The organism is Arthrobacter sp. N1 (genome assembly GCF_048288285.1).
In the GTDB taxonomy this organism is placed as follows: Bacteria; Actinomycetota; Actinomycetes; order Actinomycetales; family Micrococcaceae; genus Arthrobacter_D.
In genome coordinates, this window is sequence record NZ_CP102608.1 from 2,424,051 (window position 1) to 2,446,570 (window position 22,520).

The 22,520-nt window shown below is 66.8% G+C and carries 15 protein-coding genes and 1 pseudogene; 5 read left to right on the plus strand and 11 right to left on the minus strand.

From position 1 onward, the window contains the following. Window positions 1-21: 21 nt before the first annotated feature. The 4 genes and pseudogenes from NVV32_RS11300 (at window position 22) to NVV32_RS11315 (ending at window position 7,953) form a co-directional block, all read left to right on the plus strand. The gene (locus NVV32_RS11300; RefSeq protein ID WP_422390231.1) at window positions 22-3,030 is read left to right on the plus strand and encodes a hypothetical protein; all 3,009 of its coding nucleotides are present in this window, start codon (window positions 22-24) and stop codon (window positions 3,028-3,030) included. 408 nt (window positions 3,031-3,438) lie between these two features. Next, window positions 3,439-5,208 (plus strand): annotated as a pseudogene (locus tag NVV32_RS11305) (GH25 family lysozyme); the annotation flags it as partial. Between the two features lie 137 nt (window positions 5,209-5,345). Beyond that, window positions 5,346-5,711, plus strand: coding sequence for an LGFP repeat-containing protein (locus NVV32_RS11310; RefSeq protein ID WP_422392037.1), 366 nt, complete (start codon window positions 5,346-5,348; stop codon window positions 5,709-5,711). A 115-nt stretch (window positions 5,712-5,826) separates the two neighbouring features. After that, the gene (locus NVV32_RS11315) at window positions 5,827-7,953 is read left to right on the plus strand and encodes an acyltransferase family protein (RefSeq protein ID WP_422390232.1); all 2,127 of its coding nucleotides are present in this window, start codon (window positions 5,827-5,829) and stop codon (window positions 7,951-7,953) included. A 9-nt stretch (window positions 7,954-7,962) separates the two neighbouring features. On the opposite strand, the gene NVV32_RS11320 is transcribed toward NVV32_RS11315, so the two are convergent. The 4 genes from NVV32_RS11320 to NVV32_RS11335 are packed head-to-tail and all read right to left on the minus strand — an operon-like array spanning window position 7,963 to window position 11,466. Beyond that, window positions 7,963-9,390 (minus strand): lipopolysaccharide biosynthesis protein, encoded by a 1,428-nt coding sequence (locus NVV32_RS11320; RefSeq protein WP_422390233.1) that lies wholly within the window; start codon window positions 9,388-9,390, stop codon window positions 7,963-7,965. A 2-nt stretch (window positions 9,391-9,392) separates the two neighbouring features. Next, window positions 9,393-10,289, minus strand: a complete 897-nt coding sequence (locus tag NVV32_RS11325; protein ID WP_055768780.1) for a glycosyltransferase family 2 protein — start codon at window positions 10,287-10,289, stop codon at window positions 9,393-9,395. Continuing rightward, window positions 10,289-10,696: a DUF2304 domain-containing protein gene (locus tag NVV32_RS11330; protein WP_055768777.1), complete on the minus strand. Its 408-nt coding sequence runs from the start codon at window positions 10,694-10,696 to the stop codon at window positions 10,289-10,291. Before NVV32_RS11330 ends, NVV32_RS11325 begins: the two co-directional genes overlap by 1 nt. Next, entirely contained in the window at window positions 10,693-11,466 is a 774-nt protein-coding gene (locus NVV32_RS11335; protein ID WP_055768775.1) for a glycosyltransferase family 2 protein, read from the minus strand. Before NVV32_RS11335 ends, NVV32_RS11330 begins: the two co-directional genes overlap by 4 nt. Before the next feature lie 197 nt (window positions 11,467-11,663). On the opposite strand from NVV32_RS11335, the gene NVV32_RS11340 reads away from it, so the two are divergent. Then, a complete protein-coding gene (locus NVV32_RS11340; RefSeq protein WP_422390234.1) occupies window positions 11,664-13,736 on the plus strand; it encodes a DUF6541 family protein in 2,073 nt (690 codons plus the stop codon). 162 nt (window positions 13,737-13,898) lie between these two features. Here NVV32_RS11340 and NVV32_RS11345 read toward each other — a convergent pair whose 3' ends face one another. From NVV32_RS11345 to NVV32_RS11375, 7 genes are all read right to left on the minus strand, one after another. Beyond that, window positions 13,899-14,177: a hypothetical protein gene (locus NVV32_RS11345; RefSeq protein WP_055768769.1), complete on the minus strand. Its 279-nt coding sequence runs from the start codon at window positions 14,175-14,177 to the stop codon at window positions 13,899-13,901. Window positions 14,178-14,385: 208 nt separating this feature from the next. Continuing rightward, window positions 14,386-15,417: an ABC transporter substrate-binding protein gene (locus tag NVV32_RS11350; protein WP_055768765.1), complete on the minus strand. Its 1,032-nt coding sequence runs from the start codon at window positions 15,415-15,417 to the stop codon at window positions 14,386-14,388. Window positions 15,418-15,504: 87 nt separating this feature from the next. Next, window positions 15,505-16,248, minus strand: coding sequence for an ABC transporter ATP-binding protein (locus tag NVV32_RS11355; RefSeq protein ID WP_055768763.1), 744 nt, complete (start codon window positions 16,246-16,248; stop codon window positions 15,505-15,507). A gap of 2 nt (window positions 16,249-16,250) precedes the next feature. After that, on the minus strand, window positions 16,251-17,096 hold the full coding sequence (locus tag NVV32_RS11360) for an ABC transporter permease (RefSeq protein WP_055769357.1): 846 nt from the start codon (window positions 17,094-17,096) through the stop codon (window positions 16,251-16,253). A gap of 41 nt (window positions 17,097-17,137) precedes the next feature. Beyond that, complete coding sequence (locus tag NVV32_RS11365; protein WP_055768760.1) at window positions 17,138-19,168, minus strand: glycosyltransferase; 2,031 nt, start codon at window positions 19,166-19,168, stop codon at window positions 17,138-17,140. After that, a complete protein-coding gene (glf, locus tag NVV32_RS11370; protein WP_055768758.1) occupies window positions 19,165-20,352 on the minus strand; it encodes a UDP-galactopyranose mutase in 1,188 nt (395 codons plus the stop codon). Before glf ends, NVV32_RS11365 begins: the two co-directional genes overlap by 4 nt. 114 nt (window positions 20,353-20,466) lie before the next feature. Then, window positions 20,467-22,518, minus strand: a complete 2,052-nt coding sequence (locus tag NVV32_RS11375; protein WP_422390235.1) for an acyltransferase family protein — start codon at window positions 22,516-22,518, stop codon at window positions 20,467-20,469. Window positions 22,519-22,520: the final 2 nt, after the last annotated feature.

The following is a 22,520-nucleotide window of genomic DNA, read 5'->3' on the forward strand; positions in this document are numbered from 1 at the left end:
CGGATTCTGCTGGAGAAACCCGTGACCTTGCCCTCCCCCGCCCGGCTTCTGTGCGCCGCCCTCCTGTCCTTCGGACTTCTGGGCAGCGCGGTGCCCGCCATGGCGAACGACGCCGTGCCGGCGGCGCCGCCGTCGACCGCCCCGGCGCCGCCGTCGACCGCCCCGACGTCGCCGGCCACGGTCGCCCCCCGGCAGGCGCTGGAGTCCGCGACACTTCCGGCCACAGCGCCCGAAGCGCCGGTCCCGGCCGAGACCGTTCCCGCGACCGAGAAACGCGCGGCGGCCGCGGAACCGTCGACGGTGAAGCCGTCCGAGGCCGCCGCAGGAGCATCGCCGCCCGCGGCGTCGCCCGCACCGAACGAGGTGACCTCGTTCGTTCCGGACCTGAACTGGAACCCGCTCAATGATCCTGGATCGAATGCCCGGTACGGCGAGCACTTCGCCCAACCGGTCACACCGCTGAAGACGGCGTCGCCACTGGGCCTCGACGACGCAGGCGGCAGCGCCGCCATCGCGCCGCGCTCGGGCACTTTCAACGTCACGCTGGTGACGGTGCAACTGTCGGGGAAGACAGTTGCGGACACCGACGCGATCAACATGACTGCGGCGCGCAACTCGATCACCGGTGCGAACGCCTACTGGAACTCGGCGTCAGCGGGTCGTCTCTCCATCACCAAGGTGAACGAGCTACGCCACAAGTCGGCAGCGAAGATCACCGACTCCTACGGCACCATCATGGCGACCGTGACCAAGGAGCTGAACTGGCAGTACCGCTCCTACGAGTCGCTGGTCATCTTCGTCCCCCACGCGGACCTCAACTACAACGGGTCCTGGGGCATCCTCGGTGGCGGGTTCACCGACAGCGCGACCAGTGGACGCGTGATCATGCCGTACCCGTCGGCACTCACGAACAACGTCGTGACGCACGAATTCGGCCACGTCCTCGGCCTGCACCACGCCAACTCGCTGGCATGCTCCAACGGAAGGGTCGACGCGGAACGGACCGGATCCTCCTGGGGCAACTCGGGCTGCTGGTCGTCCGAGTACAGCGATATGTCCGATCTGATGGGCTACGCCCAGGTCAGCTCGCCGATGATCAACGCCTTCCTGTGGGAATACGGTGGCTTCGGCTCAGGCGACGAGATCCGGAACATCGGAACGCCCTCGAACAAGCAGCAATACACCCTCAGGCCATGGGGCGGCACCGACAGGCAACGGGCACTGAAGTTCACCGATCCGGTCAGCAAGGAGGTCTACTACCTCGAACTGCGCGCGCCGGTCGGCTTCGACAGGACGGCTGCTGTGGGCGGTAACCAGGGCGTGAAGATCACGAAGCAGGACATCCTCGGCTGGAGCGGCAACGCGTCCGTCGTCCTCACTCCCAACAGCAGCCTGTCCGGCTACTCGAACCGTGCCCTCACATGGAAGGCGGGACAGTCGTTCGTCACGCACTCGGGGACACGCGTGGAGATCACGTCGACCACCTTCCCGACGAACCAGGCGGATGCTGCCAGTGCGGTCGTGACCATCACCCCACCCACCATGACGCCTGCTGCTGCGATGTCGGCGATCTCGTCGGTTGTCGCTGGTTCTCCGCAGCTCGGGGGTGCGAAGTCGGAGGTGCAGTGCGGTCTGGTCGGAGGGGGTTGCTACCAGAATTTCGTCAATGGTGCGGTCATCTGGTCCAGCGCTTCGGGCGCCGCCGTGTCCCTGAACGGACAGATCCGCAGCGCCTGGCTGGCGTCCGGCGCCCAGAACGGCGCGCTGGGCTACCCCAAGGCCGCGCAGGTCTGTGGAATACGGGACAACGGCTGCTACCAGTCCTTCCAGAACGGCGAGGTGTTCTGGTCCACGGCCTCGGGAGCAGCGATCTCCAAGGCAGGCGTGATCCGCACGGCCTACCGTGGTGCCGGCGCTGAGAACGGGGCGCTGGGGTTCCCCATCGGCCCGGAGACCTGCGGCTTGAAAGCCGACGGATGCTTCCAGGCCTTCCAGCAGGGAGAGATCATCTGGTCCTCGACCTCCGGAGCACGGATCTCCAAGGCAGGCCCGATCCGTACCGCCTACCGCGCCTCCGGCGCCGAGAACGGTGCCCTCGGCTATCCCACCAGCTCGGAAATCTGCGGACTGAGGCTCTCCGGCTGCTACCAGGCCTTCCAGCGAGGAGAAATCCTCTACACGACGAACACCGGCGCGCAGATCAGCAGGGCTGGATTGATCCGCACCGCCTACCGCGCCTCCGGCGCCGAGAACGGAGTGCTGGGCTACCCCACCGGCAAGGAGACCTGCGGCCTCAAGGACGGCGGCTGCTACCAGTCCTTCCAGAAGGGCGAGATGGCCTGGTCGCCGGCCACCGGCGCCCAGATCATCTACACCAGCCCCATCCGCACCGCCTACCGCGCAGCGAACGCAGAGAACGGACGACTGGGCTACCCCCTCACATCCCAGGCCTGCGGGCTCCGCGACAGCGGCTGCACCCAGACCTTCCAGGGCGGCGAGATCTACTGGTCGAGCGCAACCGGAGCGATCATCAGCCGGAAGGGCCGTATCCGCGACCTCTACCTGTCCAGCGGAGCCCAGGACGGAAGACTGAGCTACCCCATCACCGCCGAGATCTGCGGGCTGCGTGACGGCGGCTGCTACCAGGGCTTCCAACGCGGCGAGATCTACTGGAGCCCCACGACCGGAGCCAGGACCAGCACGACAGGTTCCATCCGCACCGCCTACCGCAACGCCAAATCAGAGAACGGGATCCTCGGATACCCCCTCACCCACGAGATCTGCGGACTGCGCGACGCAGGCTGCTACCAGTCCTACCAGAACGGCGAAATCATGTGGAGCCCCAAGACCGGAGCCAAGATCACCGCAACCGGACCCATCCGCACCGCCTACCGGAAAGCCGGCGCCGAGAACGGCACCCTCGGCTACCCCACCACCAACCAAACCTGCCCCACCACCACCCGCCGCACCCAGACCTTCCAACGCGGAACACTCACCTGGACCTCAACCACCGGCGTCAAACGAACCTGACCCCCCACCCACCCCACACCCATCAACAGCACGATAATCCAGAGCATCTCCTCCTCCCGAGGTGGCTCCGAGCACATAGGTGATCTCACTGTGATAACCAAGCGAACCTCCCGACTGGCCGGCATCTCGCTACTGATGGCAGCGCTACTTGTCAGTCCCGTGACGCCGTCGTCGATGTCACCTGTCCAGGCACTCGAGAACACGGCGACCGCACCACCGGTCACCCCTCTCCCGGCGGACGTAGTTCCGGCGACCGCTAGTGCAACGCCGCCCGCACCGAAGCCGACTTCGGTGCCTGCTCCGCAGCAGAGTGCTGTCCCCGCTCCGAAGCCGAGTTCGGCGCCCGCTGCGACGAAGAGCAAGCCGCAAGAGGGTACCGCCATGGCGCCGGAGGTCAGGAATGCCTCGATGGGGCAGGGGCTCGCACGGATAGCGGAGACCGGCGATCCTCAGGTACCGAGCGCGGCCGAGGCACTGGAGGGTGCCGGAGATCAGGGTGAGGTCCAGGGCCGCTCGGATGCGGGTGCCGCTGCGACCAGTTACTGGAACCCCGGTGGGGTCCTGGGAGTGGACGTGAGCAGCCATCAGGGACAGTTCGTGGACTGGTCATCCGCGTCACGGTACGGTGCACGTTTCGCCTACGTGAAGGCGACGGAGAACGACGACTATGCCAACCCGTACTTCGCGGATCAGTTCGCAGGGGCTGCTGCGTCCGGCATGTACCGGGGGGCGTACCATTTCGCCCTGCCCAGCCTGTCCTCGGGCACGACACAGGCCACCTTCTTCGTCCGGAACGGTGGGGGGTGGAGTGCGGATGGGAAGACCCTGCCGCCACTGCTCGACGTCGAATACAACCCGTACACGTCGCTGGGCAATACCTGCTACAACATGTCGCCCTCCCAGATGGTCGCCTGGATCTCCGACTTCTCCCGGCAGATGCAGGTCCTGACCGGCAGGAAGCCGATGATCTACACGACGGCGAACTGGTGGGATCAGTGCACGGGAAACACGACGGCGTTCGGCGACCACGCACTGCACCTGGCGCGCTACGGAGCGACGACGCCCGGCGCCATGCCCAGCGGGTGGGCCAAGCAGAACGTGTGGCAGTACACCGACAGCGGGCCGGTCGTCGGCGACTGGAACCAGTGGAACGGGGACCTCGCAAGCCTGAAGGCCTTCGCCCTCAACACCACCATGACGCCTGCTGCTGCGATGTCGGCGATCTCGTCGGTTGTCGCTGGTTCTCCGCAGCTCGGGGGTGCGAAGTCGGAGGTGCAGTGCGGTCTGGTCGGAGGGGGTTGCTACCAGAATTTCGTCAATGGTGCGGTCATCTGGTCCAGCGCTTCGGGCGCCGCCGTGTCCCTGAACGGACAGATCCGCAGCGCCTGGCTGGCGTCCGGCGCCCAGAACGGCGCGCTGGGCTACCCCAAGGCCGCGCAGGTCTGTGGAATACGGGACAACGGCTGCTACCAGTCCTTCCAGAACGGCGAGGTGTTCTGGTCCACGGCCTCGGGAGCAGCGATCTCCAAGGCAGGCGTGATCCGCACGGCCTACCGTGGTGCCGGCGCTGAGAACGGGGCGCTGGGGTTCCCCATCGGCCCGGAGACCTGCGGCTTGAAAGCCGACGGATGCTTCCAGGCCTTCCAGCAGGGAGAGATCATCTGGTCCTCGACCTCCGGAGCACGGATCTCCAAGGCAGGCCCGATCCGTACCGCCTACCGCGCCTCCGGCGCCGAGAACGGTGCCCTCGGCTATCCCACCAGCTCGGAAATCTGCGGACTGAGGCTCTCCGGGCGCTACCAGGCCTTCCAGCGAGGAGAAATCCTCTACACGACGAACACCGGCGCGCAGATCAGCAGGGCTGGATTGATCCGCACCGCCTACCGCGCCTCCGGCGCCGAGAACGGAGTGCTGGGCTACCCCACCGGCAAGGAGACCTGCGGCCTCAAGGACGGCGGCTGCTACCAGTCCTTCCAGAAGGGCGAGATGGCCTGGTCGCCGGCCACCGGCGCCCAGATCATCTACACCAGCCCCATCCGCACCGCCTACCGCGCAGCGAACGCAGAGAACGGACGACTGGGCTACCCCCTCACATCCCAGGCCTGCGGGCTCCGCGACAGCGGCTGCACCCAGACCTTCCAGGGCGGCGAGATCTACTGGTCGAGCGCAACCGGAGCGATCATCAGCCGGAAGGGCCGTATCCGCGACCTCTACCTGTCCAGCGGAGCCCAGGACGGAAGACTGAGCTACCCCATCACCGCCGAGATCTGCGGGTCAGTGACGGCGGTCGCTACCAGGGCTTCCAACGCGGCGAGATCTACTGGAGCCCCACGACCGGAGCCAGGACCAGCACGACAGGTTCCATCCGCACCGCCTACCGCAACGCCAAATCAGAGAACGGGATCCTCGGATACCCCCTCACCCACGAGATCTGCGGACTGCGCGACGCAGGCTGCTACCAGTCCTACCAGAACGGCGAAATCATGTGGAGCCCCAAGACCGGAGCCAAGATCACCGCAACCGGACCCATCCGCACCGCCTACCGGAAAGCCGGCGCCGAGAACGGCACCCTCGGCTACCCCACCACCAACCAAACCTGCCCCACCACCACCCGCTGCACCCAGACCTTCCAACGCGGAACACTCACCTGGACCTCAACCACCGGCGTCAAACGAACCTGACCCCCCACCCACCCCACACCCATCAACAGCACGCCCTCCCACCGAGGCGGCTATCATTGGATCGCACACGTCCCTCCCAGCTCGCGGACGATGATCTCGAGTGCTAGGAGAATGAGTGATAGACCAGACCGCCTCGGTGGGGTCGCCACGACGTCAAGGGACCGGCTCCCCACAGCGACGGGACATCCAGGCGCTCCGGGCGCTGGCTGTGTCGCTCGTCGTGGCGAATCACCTCTGGCCGGATCTCCTCAGCGGCGGTTACGTGGGAGTCGATGTCTTCTTCGTCATCTCCGGGTATCTCATCACGAAGCACCTGCTCGGTGAGCTGCAGCGATCGAAGCGGATCAGGCTGGGTCAGTTCTACGCCCGACGGGCGAAACGGCTCCTGCCGGCTGCACTGCTCGTCGCCCTGGCATCCCTCCTGACGGCTGCGATCTACCTTCCGGCGGACAGACTTCTCGCTATCGGCAGGGAGACGATGGCCGCCACCCTCTATGTGGAGAACTGGTCGCTTGCCGCACAGGCCGTCGACTACTCCGCGCAGAACAACCAGGCCTCCACGGTGCAGCACTACTGGTCCCTCTCGGTCGAGGAGCAGTTCTATCTGGTCTGGCCCCTCCTGCTCCTCGGGGTCTATCTCCTGGCGGGCAGGCTGCGTTCCCCGCGGAAAGTCCTGCTGGCAGCACTCGCCGCCGTCGGCGCGGCGTCGTTCGTGTTCTCGGTCTTCCTGACCTACACCAGTAGGAGCGAGGCCTATTTCGTGACGCCCACCCGGGTGTGGGAGTTCGCCGTCGGCGGTCTCATCGCCGCTGCGGCATCCGTGTGGTTCGCTGACGACCGCTTCCCCGGCCGCCTCCGGCTCGCGGGCCTCGCGCAGTGGACGGGCCTGGGCCTCGTCGTCGCCTCAGCACTGGTGTTCGACGAATCGACCTCCTTCCCGGGCTACATGGCTGCTGTTCCCGTGCTGGGCACGGCACTCGTCATCATGTCGGGGCCGCAGTCCCCCTCCTGGTCGCCCAACGCGCTCCTGGCCGTCTCCCCCGTCCAGACGCTCGGCAACATCTCCTACTCGCTCTATCTCTGGCACTGGCCGGTCATCATCCTGCTGCCGTCGATCATGGGTCGCACTCTGGGTGCGGTCGATCTTCTCGGGGCCCTCCTGCTGTCGGTCGTGCTGGCGGGACTGACGAAGAAGTACGTCGAAGACCCGGGCCGCTCCCGGCTGCTCCCGGGAGCGACACCGAGAAGGGTGCTGGGCATGACCGCCGTGGCTACTGTCCTCGTCCTCGTGGCGTGCGCGGGTGCTGTAGCGGCTGCGACCCTCGCCCAGGCAGAGGAGGCGCAGCGTCTCGACGCGCTCTCGGGCGACGAGTGCTTCGGCGCCAAGAGCCTGTCGTCCTCCGCCTGCGCGGATCCGTTCGGACCGCCCGCGGTGACGAACGTCGGCGAAGGCGAGGCGCCCTGGTTCGACGCGGAGGGATGTGCCACCCATCCCGATCCCATCATGCTGGGCGACCAGAAGCTCCTGACGCTGTGCGACTTCTCCGAGGGACAGGACGACAGCGAGACGGTCTGGCTGATCGGCGATTCCCACGCGGAGCAGTGGAAGGCGGCAATCCTGCCGCTCGCACGCGAGAACAACTGGACACTCAACGTCAGTCTCGTGGGAGGCTGCCCGTATGTCGACGTGAAGCGATCGGCATTCATGGGGGCGGCCACCGGTGGGACGGTGCAGAAGAAATGCCTCGACTGGAGCGCCGACGTCTCCGATCGCGTCCTCGCCGACGCACCGGACCTGGTCTTCCTCTCCTCCTTCTCGGTCGGCGAGGAGATCGACGACGGGACCGGACGGTCCCAGGCCGAGCAGTACAGGACCGCGTTCTCGGATCGGGTAGGCCCCTGGGCCGACCAGGGGACGGAGGTCTTCGTCATCAGGGACACACCGCTGACCCTGGAACGTTCGACGCCCGAGTGCATGGCCCGCAACGAGGAATCACCGCTCGACTGCGCGAATGCGAAGAGCCAGGCGCTCCCGGCAGACCCTGCCGCCGAGGCGGCACGGTCGCTCGAGCGACCGGACATCCGGGTCATCGATCTGTCCGACCGCTTCTGCCCGGACGATACCTGCTACGCCGCGATCGGTGGACTCCACGTCTATTTCGACAAGGACCATGTGGCGAGGAGCTACGTCCGCTCACTCATCCCCGACTTCGCGCAGAGGTTCGCGGCCGCCGGCTCCTGAGCCCGCAGCTCAGGAACTCGACGTCGCTCTGTCTGCGGTGCGTCGGGACCGTGCGAGGAACAGCGCCCCCGCCAGGAGTGCGGCGACGACTGCCGCCTGGACCATGCCGGCCACAACGCCGAACGGCACCAGACCGAGCAGGAGGACGACGACCACGTGGACCCCGAAGGCACCGCCGAAGGAGGGGAGCGGAAGACTCCGGCCCGCGTCGGACCTGCGGACGAGCGCGTACGTCAGCAGTCCGAGGGCCACGAACCCGAGCACCTGCACCATCGCGACGACCACGACCTCCGATCGTGACGCGGGCCAGAGGGCCAGCAGGGCGATCGCCACCAGGACGCCGGGTGTCACGAGGGCGAGGCGCCTGGTGCGGTCGTCGATGTACAGGAGGTTCGAGGTCACGAGGAACAATGCGTACCCGATGGACACCAACGGGAGGGCAGCAGCGATCGGCCGGACGATCTCGGGTTCGGTGGACAGGATGGTGGACCCGACCACCGCCCCGGAGGAGGCGAGCAGTCCGACTCCCGTCGACCAGGCGATGGCTTCGACGGACACGCGTCGCGTGGCTGCCACCAGCTCGCCGCGCGCCGCGGACATCATGCGCGTCGACCAGGCATTGTTCAGCGCGTTCAGGATCGTGATCGGCCCCAGCGCGAAGATGAGGACGGCTCCGAACCTGCCGGCGTCCTCGACGGTCGCGGCATAGGCGAGGATCAGGACGGACCCTTGGGTGAGCAGCATGAGCGCGCCCGTGTGCGGGAGCAGCGGGCCGGCGATCCTGATCGACTCTCTACTGGAACCGGCAACCCTCCAGGGCAGGCGCGGCCGGGCGAGGACGAGTGCCGCGGCACCCGTGAGGACGACGGCGAGGGTGTAGGCGCCCAGGTAGACCTCAGCGGTGGGCGCGACGAGGATCAGGCCCACCAGGCCCAGCAGGTTCGCCAGAACGGACGAGCCGATGCTCAGGAGCACGAAGCGCCCGGGCCTGTTCTGCGCCCTCAGGACGGCCTGCGCACCCAGGACGGACCCGAGCACCCCGACGCTGATCACCGCGAGCACCGTGCTCGGGGCCGGTCCACCCGACCCGAAAGCACCGAGGAGGAGGAGGCACAGGACGACGACGACTGCCAGGGCGGCCGAGGCGAGGACCATGAATCCGTACATGGCACGCGACCGATCCTGTCCGCGCTCCCGCGCGAACCAGATGTTCGTGATCGCCAGCGGCAGGCCGGCCGAGATGAGTACCACCAGCACCTGGATCGTGACGACCGAGGTGGACACGATTCCCCACTGCCGGTCGTCGAGGATACGGATCGCGAAGGGCTGGATGAGCAGCAGGCCCAGCCCCTGCAGGAGCGACCCGACGAGGTACCAGGTACCGGAAACGGTCGGGCGGGCCTGCTCGGGCTGCGGTGCTGCGGACCCGCTGGACACCGCTATCTGGTGAGGGCGTGGGCGGTCAGCTTACGCAGGCCACCCCACATCCGGCGCCGGGCCACCTGAGGCAGGAGGGTCAGCGCGTGGAGCCGCGACGACGCGTGACGGCTCGCAGCCGTCGCTGCACGGTTCCAGCCGAGCCGCTGGAAGTCCCTCACGCACTCGTCGAAGAAAGCGCGCTCCTCGGCGAAGCGCCGACCGTCGAGCGCACGCACGGAGGAATCCGACTCACGGTGGCGCCTGTACTGGAAGCAGGTCTCCGCCAGGACGAGCATCTTCCCGCCCGACATGATGATGTCGGTGGCAAGTGCAAGGTCCTGCACCACGTCGTACTGCTCCCTGAAACTGTGCCGCGTGATGGCCGTCGAGCGCCACGCAAGGGAAGGGAAGTACAGCCAGTCACCCGTGAGAAGGCTGGCGGCCAGCGGTTCCCCTGCTACGACAGCGCTCGCGCTCTCCCCCACGAGCCGGCGCCGGAGGTAGCTCTTCACGCGGTCGCCGACCGGCTGGTAGATGGTCCCGTTCTCGTCGATGACGTCCACGCCCGGCTGGATGATGTCCACGGATTGGCGCGAGAAACCCTCGTGCACCACCGAGAGGTAATTGGGGAGCATCAGGTCGTCCGCGCCCATGATCACGACGTAGTCGTGCTCGATGAGCGACAGGCACTTCCGGTAGTTCGCATTCGCACCGAGGTTCACCTCGTTCCTGAAGTACCGGACGCGTTCGTCCGTGTCCGTCAGGTCCTTGAAGTAGGCCGGCAGCGAATCGTCGGGAAATCCGTCATCCACGATGGTGAGCACGAAGTCCCGGTGGTCCTGGTCCAGGACGGACCGGACGGCCGCCTTCATCATCGCCACGTCCCCGTAGTAGGGGAACATCACGTCTATAGTCATCAATCTTTCCTCTGCTGGTCAAAGTTCATCGGGTTGTCGGCCCCGTGCCCGGGGACAGGGGTGGCTTTGGGGTCGTTCAGCCGCTCTACTGCCGCCCGGAGGATCGACACTTCTTCGGCGAGGATCCGTGTTTCGTCCTCGAGGATCGTCAGCTCGCGTGACACGTGCAGGGAGACTCCCACGAGCAGGAGGATGGACAGTGCGAAGAGCAGGTTGGACGGCACGATCACGCCCACCGCGTCAGCAGCGAATTCCAGGAGGCTGGGGAACAGCGCCAGGACGATCGTGAGGGAGCCGATGACGAGCCAGAGGATCGCATACTTCTCACGGAGTTTGCCGTTGCGCAGCATCATGAGGACGACGGCGACGATGAGGATCGATGAGAAGAGTGAGAATGCCACGCTCATGCTGGTACGGGTCCTTCTCCTGCTATGTCCCCGGTCGAGGGAGCTTGGTAGTCACGCATGGTTCTCCTGCGGGCGAGGGCGAAGCAGAGGACCAGGCCCGAGCGCGCAAGGTAGATCGAGGCCTTCCACGGGCTCTGGCTGGGAGTACCGGCCTGGCGCACCCTCATCTCGACGGGCACCTGGGTCACGGTACAGCCCGACTTCAGGGCGACGACGAGGGAATCGATCGTGTCTCCCAGGTACTCCGCCGGGAAGTGCTCGATGTACTGGTGCAGCCCCCGCCGATTCACAGCGCGGAAACCCGAGGTGACATCGGTCAGCCTGGTACCGGCCACGCGGGAGATGACCCGGGCCAGCAGGGACATCGCCCAGCGCCGCGGTCCCTTGGCCTGGTACTCCCCCTTGCCCGCGAACCTCGCTCCGATCGAGATGTCGGCCGACTCCAGCCCCTGCAGCACCTTCGCGATGTCCTCCGGCATGTGCTGGCCGTCCGAATCGACCTGGATCACACCCGAGTAGCCGTTGCGCAGCGCGTACTTGAAACCGGTGCGCATGGCGCCGCCGACTCCGAGATTGAAGGGAAGCCTCAGCACCACGGCTCCGGCGTCTTCTGCGATCCTCGCCGTGTCGTCCCGTGATCCGTCATCGACCACGAGGATGTCCATATCGGGTTCCACCCGCTTGATGTCCCTGATGGTGTCGCCGATCGCCTCTGCTTCATTCCAGGCAGGCATGACGATCAGGATGCCGGAAGGCGGTCTGTTACCCATGATGTGCAATCATAGCAATAGGCGTTGCGACCCCGGTGCTGACCCCGCGGGAGCCGCCGATCATGGTCTGGTGCACCTCGAGCAAGCCACCGGATGTCCCGGCTCGGAAGGGCCACGGAGGGCGATGACACCGTCGCAGGACCGGCGCTGAATCCTCCGGCCGCGGCCCGCCGAACCACGACGAGGAGAATGACCATATGAGCTGGTGGGCCACTGCCCCTGCCTTCGCGAGCACGCTGCTCGTCTTCTTCGGGCCGGGACTCCTCGTCCTGGCGGCAGCCGGCGTCAGGAGGCTCAGTCTGGCCGCCCTGTCCGCTCCGATATCGATGTCCATCGGCTCATGCCTCGCCGTCGTGCTGCCGTTCATCGGCGTGGCCTACAACCCTGTGTCCTACCTGGTCTTCTCGGTGTGCCTGGCCGCAGCGGTGCTGCTGGCGCGCAGAATCCTGCTCACGAAGGGCGCCGCCGGCTTCGCATCGGTCCGCCGCTACGGGGACGTGGCCCTCGTCGACAACCAGCCGTTGCCGAGGGAGAGCCTCCCGGCCTGGGTCGTGCGGATGCTCGTCCCGGTCGCCATCGCCTTCCCCGCAGCCATCATCGGCACCAGATACATCGCAGCGTTCGACGCACCCGGGAACTTCTCGCAGACGTTCGACAACGTGTACCACCTGAATGCGATCCGGCACATCGCAGAAACCCAGAACGGCTCAGCGCTGACTCTCGGGAACCTGACCGAGGGATCGCAGGCCTTCTACCCCGCCGCCATGCACGATCTCATGGCACTCGTGGTCATGATGACCGGTACGGCTGTCCCTGTCGCCGTCAATGTGGGCACCATCGCCCTGGGAGCCCTGGTCTGGCCCCTCTCCTGCGTATTCCTGATCAGCCGGATCGTGGGCTACCGGCCCATCCCCCTGCTCGCTGCAGGCGTCCTCTGCGCCGGCATGAGCGGTTTTCCCTACATGATGGTCGCGTTCGGTGTCCTCTACCCGAACCACGCCGCGATCGCCGTGCTGCCGGTCGCCCTGGGACTGGCCGTCGAGGCTCTCGGCATGACCCCCGCCCGCCGCCGCTCGCTGTCGATCTCGGCCGGCCTGCTCGCCGCCGCAGTCCTCCCGGGCCTTGCCCTCGCCCATCCCAGCACGCTGATCGCCCTTCTGGCGTTCGCGGGACCGGTCGTCGCAGGACGGGCGGTCAGGGAGATCCAGGACGCGAAGAGCGAGGGATCACGCCCGGTGCTCTGGGGGGTCCTGTTCGTCGTGTATGCGGGCATCACGCTCGTGGCATGGCTGAAGGTCCGGCCGTCGTTGGCCTTCGCCCCCTGGACACCTTTCCAGTCCAACGCCCGGGCGATCGGCGAGGTGCTCGGAAGTGCACCGATGGGCGCGACCACCGCATGGGTACTCCTGATCCTCACAGTTGCCGGGATCTATGTCGCAGCCCGCCAGTTCCGCACCATGTGGTGGATCCTCATGATGTTCGTCGTCGGGGGCGTGCTCTACATGGTCGTGTCCAGTTGGAGCCTGGGCTGGTTCCGGACCTTCCTGACCGGCGTCTGGTACAACGACAGCTTCCGCCTCGCGGCGCTGCTGCCCGTCGTGACACTCCCCCTGAGTGTGCTCGGTGCGGAGTGGTTGACGGGTCTCCTGCGGCGGACACGGAAGGCGCAGGCGGTCGAGGGTGAGGGCGCGATCCGCAGTGCGAACCCGTCGATCGCCCGAAAGGTGCGGGGAGCGGTGCCCACGGTGACGGGCAGTCCACTCGCAGCTGTGGCGGTCCTCCTCGTCCTCGGACTGGGGACCCAGGGCGGGACCCTGGCCGGCGTCCAGGACAGGATGGAGGAGGTGTTCGCACTCGAGGAGGACTCCCCACTCCTCACGACCGACGAGCTGGCGCTGCTGCAGCGCGTCCCCGACCTCGTGCCGCCCGGGGACGTGATCGTCGGCAACCCCCGGACCGGCGCCTCCCTCGTGTATGCCTTCGCCGATCGACGCACCATCGCGCCCCATATCTTCGGTGAGCGCACCGACGCCGAGCAGGCGCTCCTCGATCACTGGGACGAAGCAGGCTTCAATGTGGCGGTCTGTGATGCCATCGAGAGCGAGCGAGCGTACTGGGCCCTCGACTTCGGCGACCAGGAGATCGTTCCGGGCGACGAACCCTACATCGGCTTCCGGGCCCTGGAGGACCAGAGTGCCCCCGGCATCTCGCTCGTGGCTGAAGAGGGCGACGCCCGTCTCTACCGTGTGGACGCCTGCACCGGATCGTGACGGGGCGCTCGCCTGCCGGTGGAATCACCCCGGCGGTGCGCGCTCCCGCCCTCGCCGATCCCAGCCGGATGGCGGGGCGTGGATGATCGCCCGGGCGAGCGGATCCGGCCGATGGCCTCGGGCCGGAACCGGTCGGATGGTGCTGCCGGAACAGCCTGATCGTCAACTACCGGCGACACCGTCGCGCACTAATCGGACCACCGAGGTGCCGGTACCGTCGAAGCGCTCCCCCGCGCGGTAGCCGAGTGTCTCCTCGGACGAGCGGCGCCCCTCGTTCCCGATCCGCCGTCCGATGGCGACCATCAGCTCCGCGGCCAGGCCGACGGCGATCAGCCTCGGCACACGGAGCGCGAACTCGGAGAGGCCGAACGGCGGCGCCCACGCGCGCAGGACGAGGTCGTAGAAGCCGTGGACGACACCGACGTTTCCCAGTATGCGCACAAGGTCGGGAAGGCTGAGATCGATGGCACTGATCGTCGCCGCTTCGTCCACCCAGAAGCTGGGGGCGTCCTCGAACCGGAGGAGACGATGGACAGCGCGCGACGACGACAGCTGGTGCTGCCGACCTCCGCAGCTGACCGGTTCACCTCCCACCGCTGACACGCCGACGACGGGGGTTCCGGCGGCCGACGCCCTCCCGGACGCCGGACTACTGGCGCGCGTCGAACGCTGCCTCTGCAAGCACGGGAACGAAGTTCCGCGCCAGCCAGTCGATACTGAGCGGCGACGCCATGATCATCGCAGCGCCCATCTCGTCCTTCGGGGCGGGGACGACCTGCACGGCCGGGTCGAGATCCCCCGCCAGTTCGTCCGCCAACTCCTGGGCCCGCCGTCGTTCCGCGACCAGGACGAGGACGTCCGCCCGGAGTCCCTCCGCCCGGGTGCGGGGCAACCGAACCTGACCGACCCGCCCGAAGACGTCGTCCACCAACTCCTCGGCTTCCTCCAGGCCCGCCGGCAACGGGGCAGCGCTGATACCGAACTCCTCGAGGATGCCGACCGGTCCGCTTGCGCCGTCGTAGACCCCGAGGTCCGCTCCTGCCGCCGTGAACGCCTCGACCGCGAGGAAGGTGGTCCCGGGCAGATCCGGATAGTCGGAGGTCGACTCCCGGATGCGCTGCTCGGTGTCCCGGATCAGCTCGGTGCCCCTCCCGGAGCGACCGATGGTCCGTGCGACCTGGTCGACGGTCTCACGCCAGGAGGGTTTTCCCTCGCCGGGCCCGTGGACGACCGGCGCGATGTCGGACAGCCTGCTGTACTCGTCACGCGTGATGTCGGCGCCGAGGGTGAAGATCAGATCCGGCTCGAGATCCTCGATCGCCGCGAGCGCCAGGTCGAGCTCGTCGGGGTAGAGCACCGGCGTCATCGCCTCCTCGGCGACGCGCCCCAGGTTGTACCAGGGGGTGGAGTTCGATCCCGGCATGCCGAGGGGCGCGATCCCGAGCAAGAGGCAGACGTCCGCCGCAGCGACACCGAACGTCGCGATCCGGACCGGCCGGTCGGCGATGGTCGTCACGCCGAAATGGTGGCGCACCTCGATCGGGAAGACGGCGTCCTGGGCGTCGGTCTCCTCCGTGGGGCTGCTGGTGCACGCCGCGGCGATGAACGGCAACCCGAGTAACCCCAGGACGACGGCCCGTCTGCTCGTCACCGGAGCCGTGCCGGCGATCTCGTCTCTCACTATTCTTCCCTCTCCTGAAATGCTTGCATTCGGAGCCTGCCCCGTCTCCGGTGGCCCCCGGCCTTCGCTTGTGCTCGCTCGTGCTTCCTAGTGCTCGCGCGCGCGCTGCCTCAGCTCCGCGACGACGGAGGCGACGTCGCCGTCCTTCACGAGCCGTCCGTTCTCGAGGAGGATCCCGCGCTCGCAGACACTGGACACCAGGTCGAGATCGTGGCTCACGACGATGAGCGTCTTCCCCGCCGCCGCGAGCTCCCTGATCTTCGCCAGGCACTTGCGCTGGAAGGGTTCGTCTCCGACGGCGAGGATCTCGTCGACGAGGAAGATGTCCGGATCGGTGTGGACCGCGATCGAGAAGGCGAGGCGGAGGTACATCCCGGACGAGTAGAACTTCACCTCGGTGTCGATGAACTCGCCGATCTCGGCGAAGTCGATGATGGAGTCGAACCGCTCCTCGATGTCCTGCTGGGACATGCCCAGGATGGCGCCGTTCAGGTAGACGTTCTCCCTCCCGCTGAGATCGTGGTGGAAGCCCGCCCCGACCTCGATGAGCCCGGCGAGATGGCCTCGGGTACGGATGACTCCTGCATCAGGCTGAAGCACCCCGGAGATCAGTTTGAGAAGCGTCGACTTGCCGGATCCGTTGAGGCCCAGGAGGGCGACCGTCTCGCCCGTGCGCACCGTGAAGCCGACGTCGTCCAGTGCATTGAACTTCTGCACGAGCTCGCCCCTCCTCCCGCGGACGAACCAGACGAAGGCCTCCTTCAGCGATCGCGTATGGCGGAGGACGAACCGTTTCCGCAGGCCGGTGGCGACGATCGCGTCGGTGGACATCTCTACAGCTCCTGCGCGAAGTTGGCCGACAGTCGCCGGAAGACGAACTGGCCGAGGACGAGGACCAGCAGCGAGACGGCCCCGGCCACGGGTACCCACAGACCGAGGAGACCTGGCATCGAGGCGGAACCCGCCGCCCCGTCTCCGAGGGTGGGTACCCAGAACCCGACGTGGAAGAGTTCGACCGCCACGGTCATCGGATTGAGCTGGTACAGGAAGAACCACCTGCCGAGAGCGTCACTGACGAGGACCCAGCTGTACAGGACGGGAGACGCCCATGTCACGACCATGAGAATCATGTCGACCAGGTTCTCCGCGTCCCGGAAGTACACGTTCACCGCCCCGAAGAGGAGACCGAGCCCACTGGCGAGACAGGCGACGATCAGGAAGCCGACGAGGACCAGGAACAGCTGGAGGATGTCGGGACGCCATCCCACCACGAGACAGGCGCCCGCGAGGACGAGGACCTGCGGGACGAAGTGCACCGCCGAGACCCAGACGGCCGAGATGGGGAACAGCTCACGAGGAAGGTAGATCTTCTTGATCAGGTCCCGGTTCTCCACGATGGATCGGGTCGCGTTACCGAAGGCCTCGGTGAAGAAGTTGATGAGGACGATCCCTGAGAACAGGTAGATCGCGTAGTTCTCGGTCGTGCCCTGCAGGTTGAGGAAGATTCCCAGCGCGACGTAGTAGACGGAGAACTGCAGGAGCGGCTTGAGGTAGGACCAGAGGAGTCCGAGCACCGACCCGCGGTAGCGGACCCGTATCTCCTTCCGCACCAGAAGCCGCAGGAGGAATCTGTTCCTGAGGACGGCTGCGAGTCCGCCGCCAGCACCAGGTGTCTGCATGGCGCCCGGGAGGTCCGCCGCGGAACCCCGCACCCCGTTGCTCAATCTGCCGTGTCTCCCTCGATCTCCCCGGAGTACCGGCGGAACGTCCTGGTCCAGGCCTGGCGACCGGTGAAGTCGGGCAGGGCGTCGCTGTACCGTCCCTGCAGTTCCGACCAGTTGCTCACGAGCTTCCAGTGCCGCGAGAGCGTCTTGCCGAGGAGGGAGAAGAACATCGAACGGTCCCGCCTGTACCAGGACACGCCTGTCCCGTCGGAGGCGGTGACCAACGCCGAATCGAAGCGCGCCAGTCGCCACCAGCGCGCATCCATCGCCGGGATCTCCGCTGCGGGTCGCTCTGCCGCGTCGGCGTGCACCGGCCGCGATTGGGAGATCAGCGCAAGGGCCGCGCGGACGAGGGACTCCAGGACCGTCGCGGGCTCCTGGATGTGCTGCTGGTTCTTCCGTTCCCGCACCGCGGGGAAGTCGGACCGGTTCGGCATGACCCGAGCGTCCGTGAACTCGCGCCGGGTCGTCCTGACCCACTGGAGACGTTCCCCCAGGGTCGCATGGAGGTGCGCGGGTCCCTCGAGGACGTCGTCGAGGGCCTGGATGCGGACGGCGACGGCGGAGTACTGCATCGACAGGAGATGCCGGACGTCGAGTGCGAGGCTCTCGAAGGGCATCCTGCCCCCGCGGTCGAAGGGCGAGTGGCTGAGCGCGGCGACCCACCGGTTGCGCTGGTGGTAGTACGCCTGCCAGTCGATCGTGTCGTCCTTCTCCGTCCAGGGCATGTGCCACACCGCGGCGCCGGGGAGCGTGACGGTGGTGAAGCCCGCCTTCTGCGCGCGCACCCCGTACTCCGCATCGTCCCATTTGATGAAGACCGGTAGGGCGAGCCCGATCTCACGGACGATGTGCAGAGGGATCAGACACATCCACCATCCGTTGTAGTCGACATCGACCCGGCGATGTATCCATGGAGTCATCCGGAGATTGCGCTCGGAGAAGTCGTGGCCCTCGAGACTCTTCGCCGCCGGCCCCCAGAAGAAACGCCGGCGATCCACCTGTTCGCCGAATGTGTGGAGGACCGCGCGCTCGTAGAGGTTGAACATGTGGCCGCCCACGATCGTGGGATCGGTCGTGTAGTTCGCGAAGTGCAGGGCGCGGATTACGCCTTCGGTCTCGATGCTCACGTCGTCGTCGAGCAGCAGGACGTAGTCGCTGTCCTCGTCGCGCAGGGCCTCTTCCATCCCTCGCGCGAACCCACCCGAACCTCCGAGATTCGCCTGCTCCACGAGGCGGAACCGATCACCGAGACGCTCCGCGGCCGCTGGGTAGGCGCCTTGCTTCGCGACCCTGTCGTCGCCCTGGTCGATGATGATCAGGCGGTCCAGGACCTCGAGCAGATCCGGGTCACTGGCAAGGGTGTGCATGTGCCGCACCGCGTATTCGGGGCGGTTGAAGGTCGTCACCGCGATGGAGAGGGACCCCTGGCTGCGCGCCGACGCTGCGGGCACGGACCAGTCGGCCCGGGACAGGGTGACTTCCTCGTCGTGCGCGACGAGGTCGAACCAGTACCAGCCGCCGTCGACGAACGAGGCCAGCGGCAGATCGAAGACGAGTTCACCACTCGCCGTCGTCGTCGCACTCTCCACCCTGTTGGACGTGCCGCGTGGACTCGAGCGGTAGACGATGACCGATGCCTCGCTGCCCGCCCCGAGATCCACCTCGACGCGCAGTCGAACGGTGCGTACGGGGGTGTGACGGCGCCAGTAGCTGGCCGGGAAGGCGTTGAAATACGTGCCGAGGGACACCCTCCGGTGCGCTGGCAGCTTCAGGCTCGTACGTCCGGCGATGAAGTCGGACCTCTGGTGGCTCAGTACGGGGAACGCCGGCGTCGTCTTGGGTGCCCCGAGACGGATCGCACGTCGTGACGGGTCGACCACGCGTCTCGCCGGATTGAAGTCCACATAGAGGGGCAGGACATCGGTGTCCCCTTCGACCGGGAGCACGATCTTATGGACGACCTGGTATGCGGTCGTCCCCGCTCCGGCCGTGCTCCCGACGTCCTCCGACGCTTTGCTGGTCATGCGTCGACTCCGCCGCTCTCGAATCTCTGTCCGCTCGTGAAATGGGGCGTGACCTTGTTGTCGAACATCGAGAGCGCGGAACCGATCGCCATGTGCATGTCGAGGTACTTGTAGGTCCCCAGGCGGCCGCCGAACAGCACGGACTTCTCACCCTTCGCCAGGTCGCGGTACGCAAGCAGCTTCGCGCGGTCCTCCGACGTGTTGATCGGGTAGTACGGCTCGTCGTTCTTCTCGGCGAATCGCGAGTACTCGCGCATGATGACGGTCGCGTCCTTGGTGTAGTCACGCTCCGGATGGAAGTGGCGGAACTCGTGGATGCGCGTGAACGGAGACTCCTCGTCGGGGTAGTTCATCACCGAACATCCCTGGAAGTCCTCGACGGGGAGTACCTCCTCCTCGAGGTCGATGGTCCGCCAGGAGAGGTCTCCCTCGGCGAAGTCGAAGTACCTGTCGACGGGACCGGTGTAGATGACCGGAACCTGGCCGAGCGTCGTCGACCGCGAGTACTCGTGACCCTCGTCGAAGAAGTCCGTGTTGAGGTGCACATCGATATTGGGATGATCCGCCATCCGCTCGATCCACGCGGTGTAGCCGTTGACCGGCAATCCCTCGTACTTGTCGTTGAAGTACCGGTTGTCGTAGGTGTAGCGCACCGGCAGCCGCGAGATGATCTCCGCCGGGAGGTCCTTCGGGTCGGTCTGCCACTGCTTGCCCGTGTAGTGCTTGATGAAGGCTTCGTAGAGCGGCCGCCCGATGAGCTGGATACCCTTGTCGTTCAGGTTCTGGGGATCCGTACCCGCCAGTTCGCCTGCCTGCTCCTGGATCAGTGCCCGCGCTTCCGCCGGGCCGAGAGCCGTGCGGAAGAACTGGTTGATCGTCCCGAGATTGATCGGCATGGGGAAGACCTCACCCCGGTGCCGGGTGTAGACCTTGTGGACGTACGTGGTGAACTCGGTGAAGTTGTGGACATAGTCCCAGACACGCTCGTTCGACGTGTGGAACAGGTGCGCCCCGTAGCGGTGGACCTCGATACCGGTGTGGGCCTCGTTCTCGCTGTACGCGTTGCCGCCGATGTGGTGCCGACGGTCGAGCACAGCCACCTTGAGGCCCAACTGGGTGGCCGCTCTTTCCGCAATGGTCAGGCCGAAAAAGCCCGACCCGACGACAACGAGGTCAACGTTCACAAGTGCTCCTGAATTGATTCTGACGACGGACATGCCCGCTCAAGGCTACCCGACGGAAGCTGAGCGCCCCCCAACCGGAGGGGCGGCAGGACCGGGGAGCCCGGCGCGGCTGCCCTACAGGCGGACCGCCTCGTCGAACCGCTGGGTGAAGATCGGCAGCATGGATCTGAGGTACGTGGCGCTGACGTGGTTGTCGTCGATATATACGAAGACGTTGCCCACGACGGCTGGACAGTCATCCTCCCGGCAGAGATAGTCGGTGAAGTCCAGAAAGGCGACGTTCGGGGCCTGTGCGAGCAGCTCGTCGACCGGGGGCTGGTCGGTGAGGGTCGTCGAACGGGGAGGGTTGCATGCAGGACTGTCCACACCCTGCGTCTCGACGCAGAGCACCCTGTTCGAGGTGAAGCGCGGATTGTCCCGGACGGCTGCCACCTTGATACCGCGCTCGTCGAACATCCGCGCGGTCGCGGGGAACCCGGCGGGCAGGACATCCTGCGGATCGTCGCTCCTGGCGACCGTACCGACCGTGTAGACGAGGTCGGGCGCCTGGGCCAGCACGTAGTCGGTCACCGCCGCGTTCCACTGCTCGCACTGCGGCGTGCGTCCTTCGGGGCCGGACCCGAACTTGCATCCTCCCAGTAGGACGAAGGTCATCTTCCAGCCCCGCTCCTGCGCCATCTCGGCCAGGGGGGTCGACCACTGCTGGGAGTGGGAGTCGCCGACAACGATGATCTCCCGCACAGGCTCCGACGGCGGCACTATGACATAGCACTCGCCCCGGAGCAGTTCGTCGTCGGGTTCGTCCGCTCCTTCGCAGACCCGATCGAGCGGGAAGTACTCCTTGCTCAGCTCGGTGGTCGCAGGGATCGGCGGCACGTTCTCGGGGGCGGACAGGTCGAGGAGCGGATCAAGCACCAGCGCACCGGGATTGTTCGTGTCGGCATGCGCGGCGCTCTCCCGGACCTGCTGCGTGATCGCCTGCTGCCAGAGGGTCAGCGGTGCTGCGACGAGCGCCGTGCTGACGGCCACCACCAGCAGCGCGCGGCGACGGCGCTTGTCCGCCCAGACCAGGGCTCGCAGCGGCCGCTCGACGAAGCGCATGGTGAGGTAGGCGAGGACGAGCGACACGGCGATCACCAGCACGCCGCCCAGGACCCCCGGCGACGGCTGACCGCGCCAGATCAGGAACAGCACCAGGACCGGCCAGTGCCAGAGGTAGAGGGCATACGAGAGGTCGCCCATGCGCACCAGCGGCCTCGATGACAGCAGACGGTCAGCTCCGACAGCACTACCGGTCTGGCCCGCGACGATCACCAGAGCGGCCGCCAGGAGCGGCCAGAGGGCCACGTAGCCGGGGAACTGGCCCTGCACATCGAGCAGGAATCCTCCACTGAGCATCGCGCCGACACCGACCCAGCCCGCCATGATCCGCAGGGCCCCGAGCAGCCGGAGGAAAGGCAGGGCAAGCGCAAGGAGCGTACCGAGAGCGAACTCCCACAGGCGGGCGCGCGTGTCGAAGTAGGCGTAGGCCTGGTTCGTGGCGGTCTCCCAGACCGAGAAACCGAGCGACGCCAGGAACAGCGCACCGAACACGAGGAGGACGACGCCGCGGAACCGCAGGCGGAAGCGCCGAGCCACCAGTGCGCTGAGGACGAACAGCAGAGGCCACAGGATGAACACCTGGCCCTGGACCGAGAGCGACCAGAAGTGCTGCAGCGGACTCGCGAGGCTGTGGTCCTCGGCGTAGTAGTCCACGGCATTGGAGGCGAGGACCCAGTTCTGGACATAGAACAACGAGGCCCAGGCCTGCTCGAGGATGTCGGGCCAGCGTGACCTCGGTACGAGGAGATAGGTGGCACCGAGCGTGCCGAGGATCACCACGACGACGGCGGGCAGGAGGCGCTTGAACTGGTGCAGCCAGTGGCGGCCGAGATCGAGCGGCCTCCCGGATTCGACCTTGCGCAGGAACGACAGCGCCAGCAGGAACGCGGAGATGAGAAGGAATACGTCGACCCCACCGGATACCCGGCCGAACCAGACGTGGTAGGTGACGACCATCAGGACGGCGAGCGCACGCAGACCCTGCACCTCGGCCCTGAAGCCACGGTCGGCGGCCCTACCGCCACCCCGCGGGGCGACAGTTCGGCTTGATTCAACGACCGTCATCA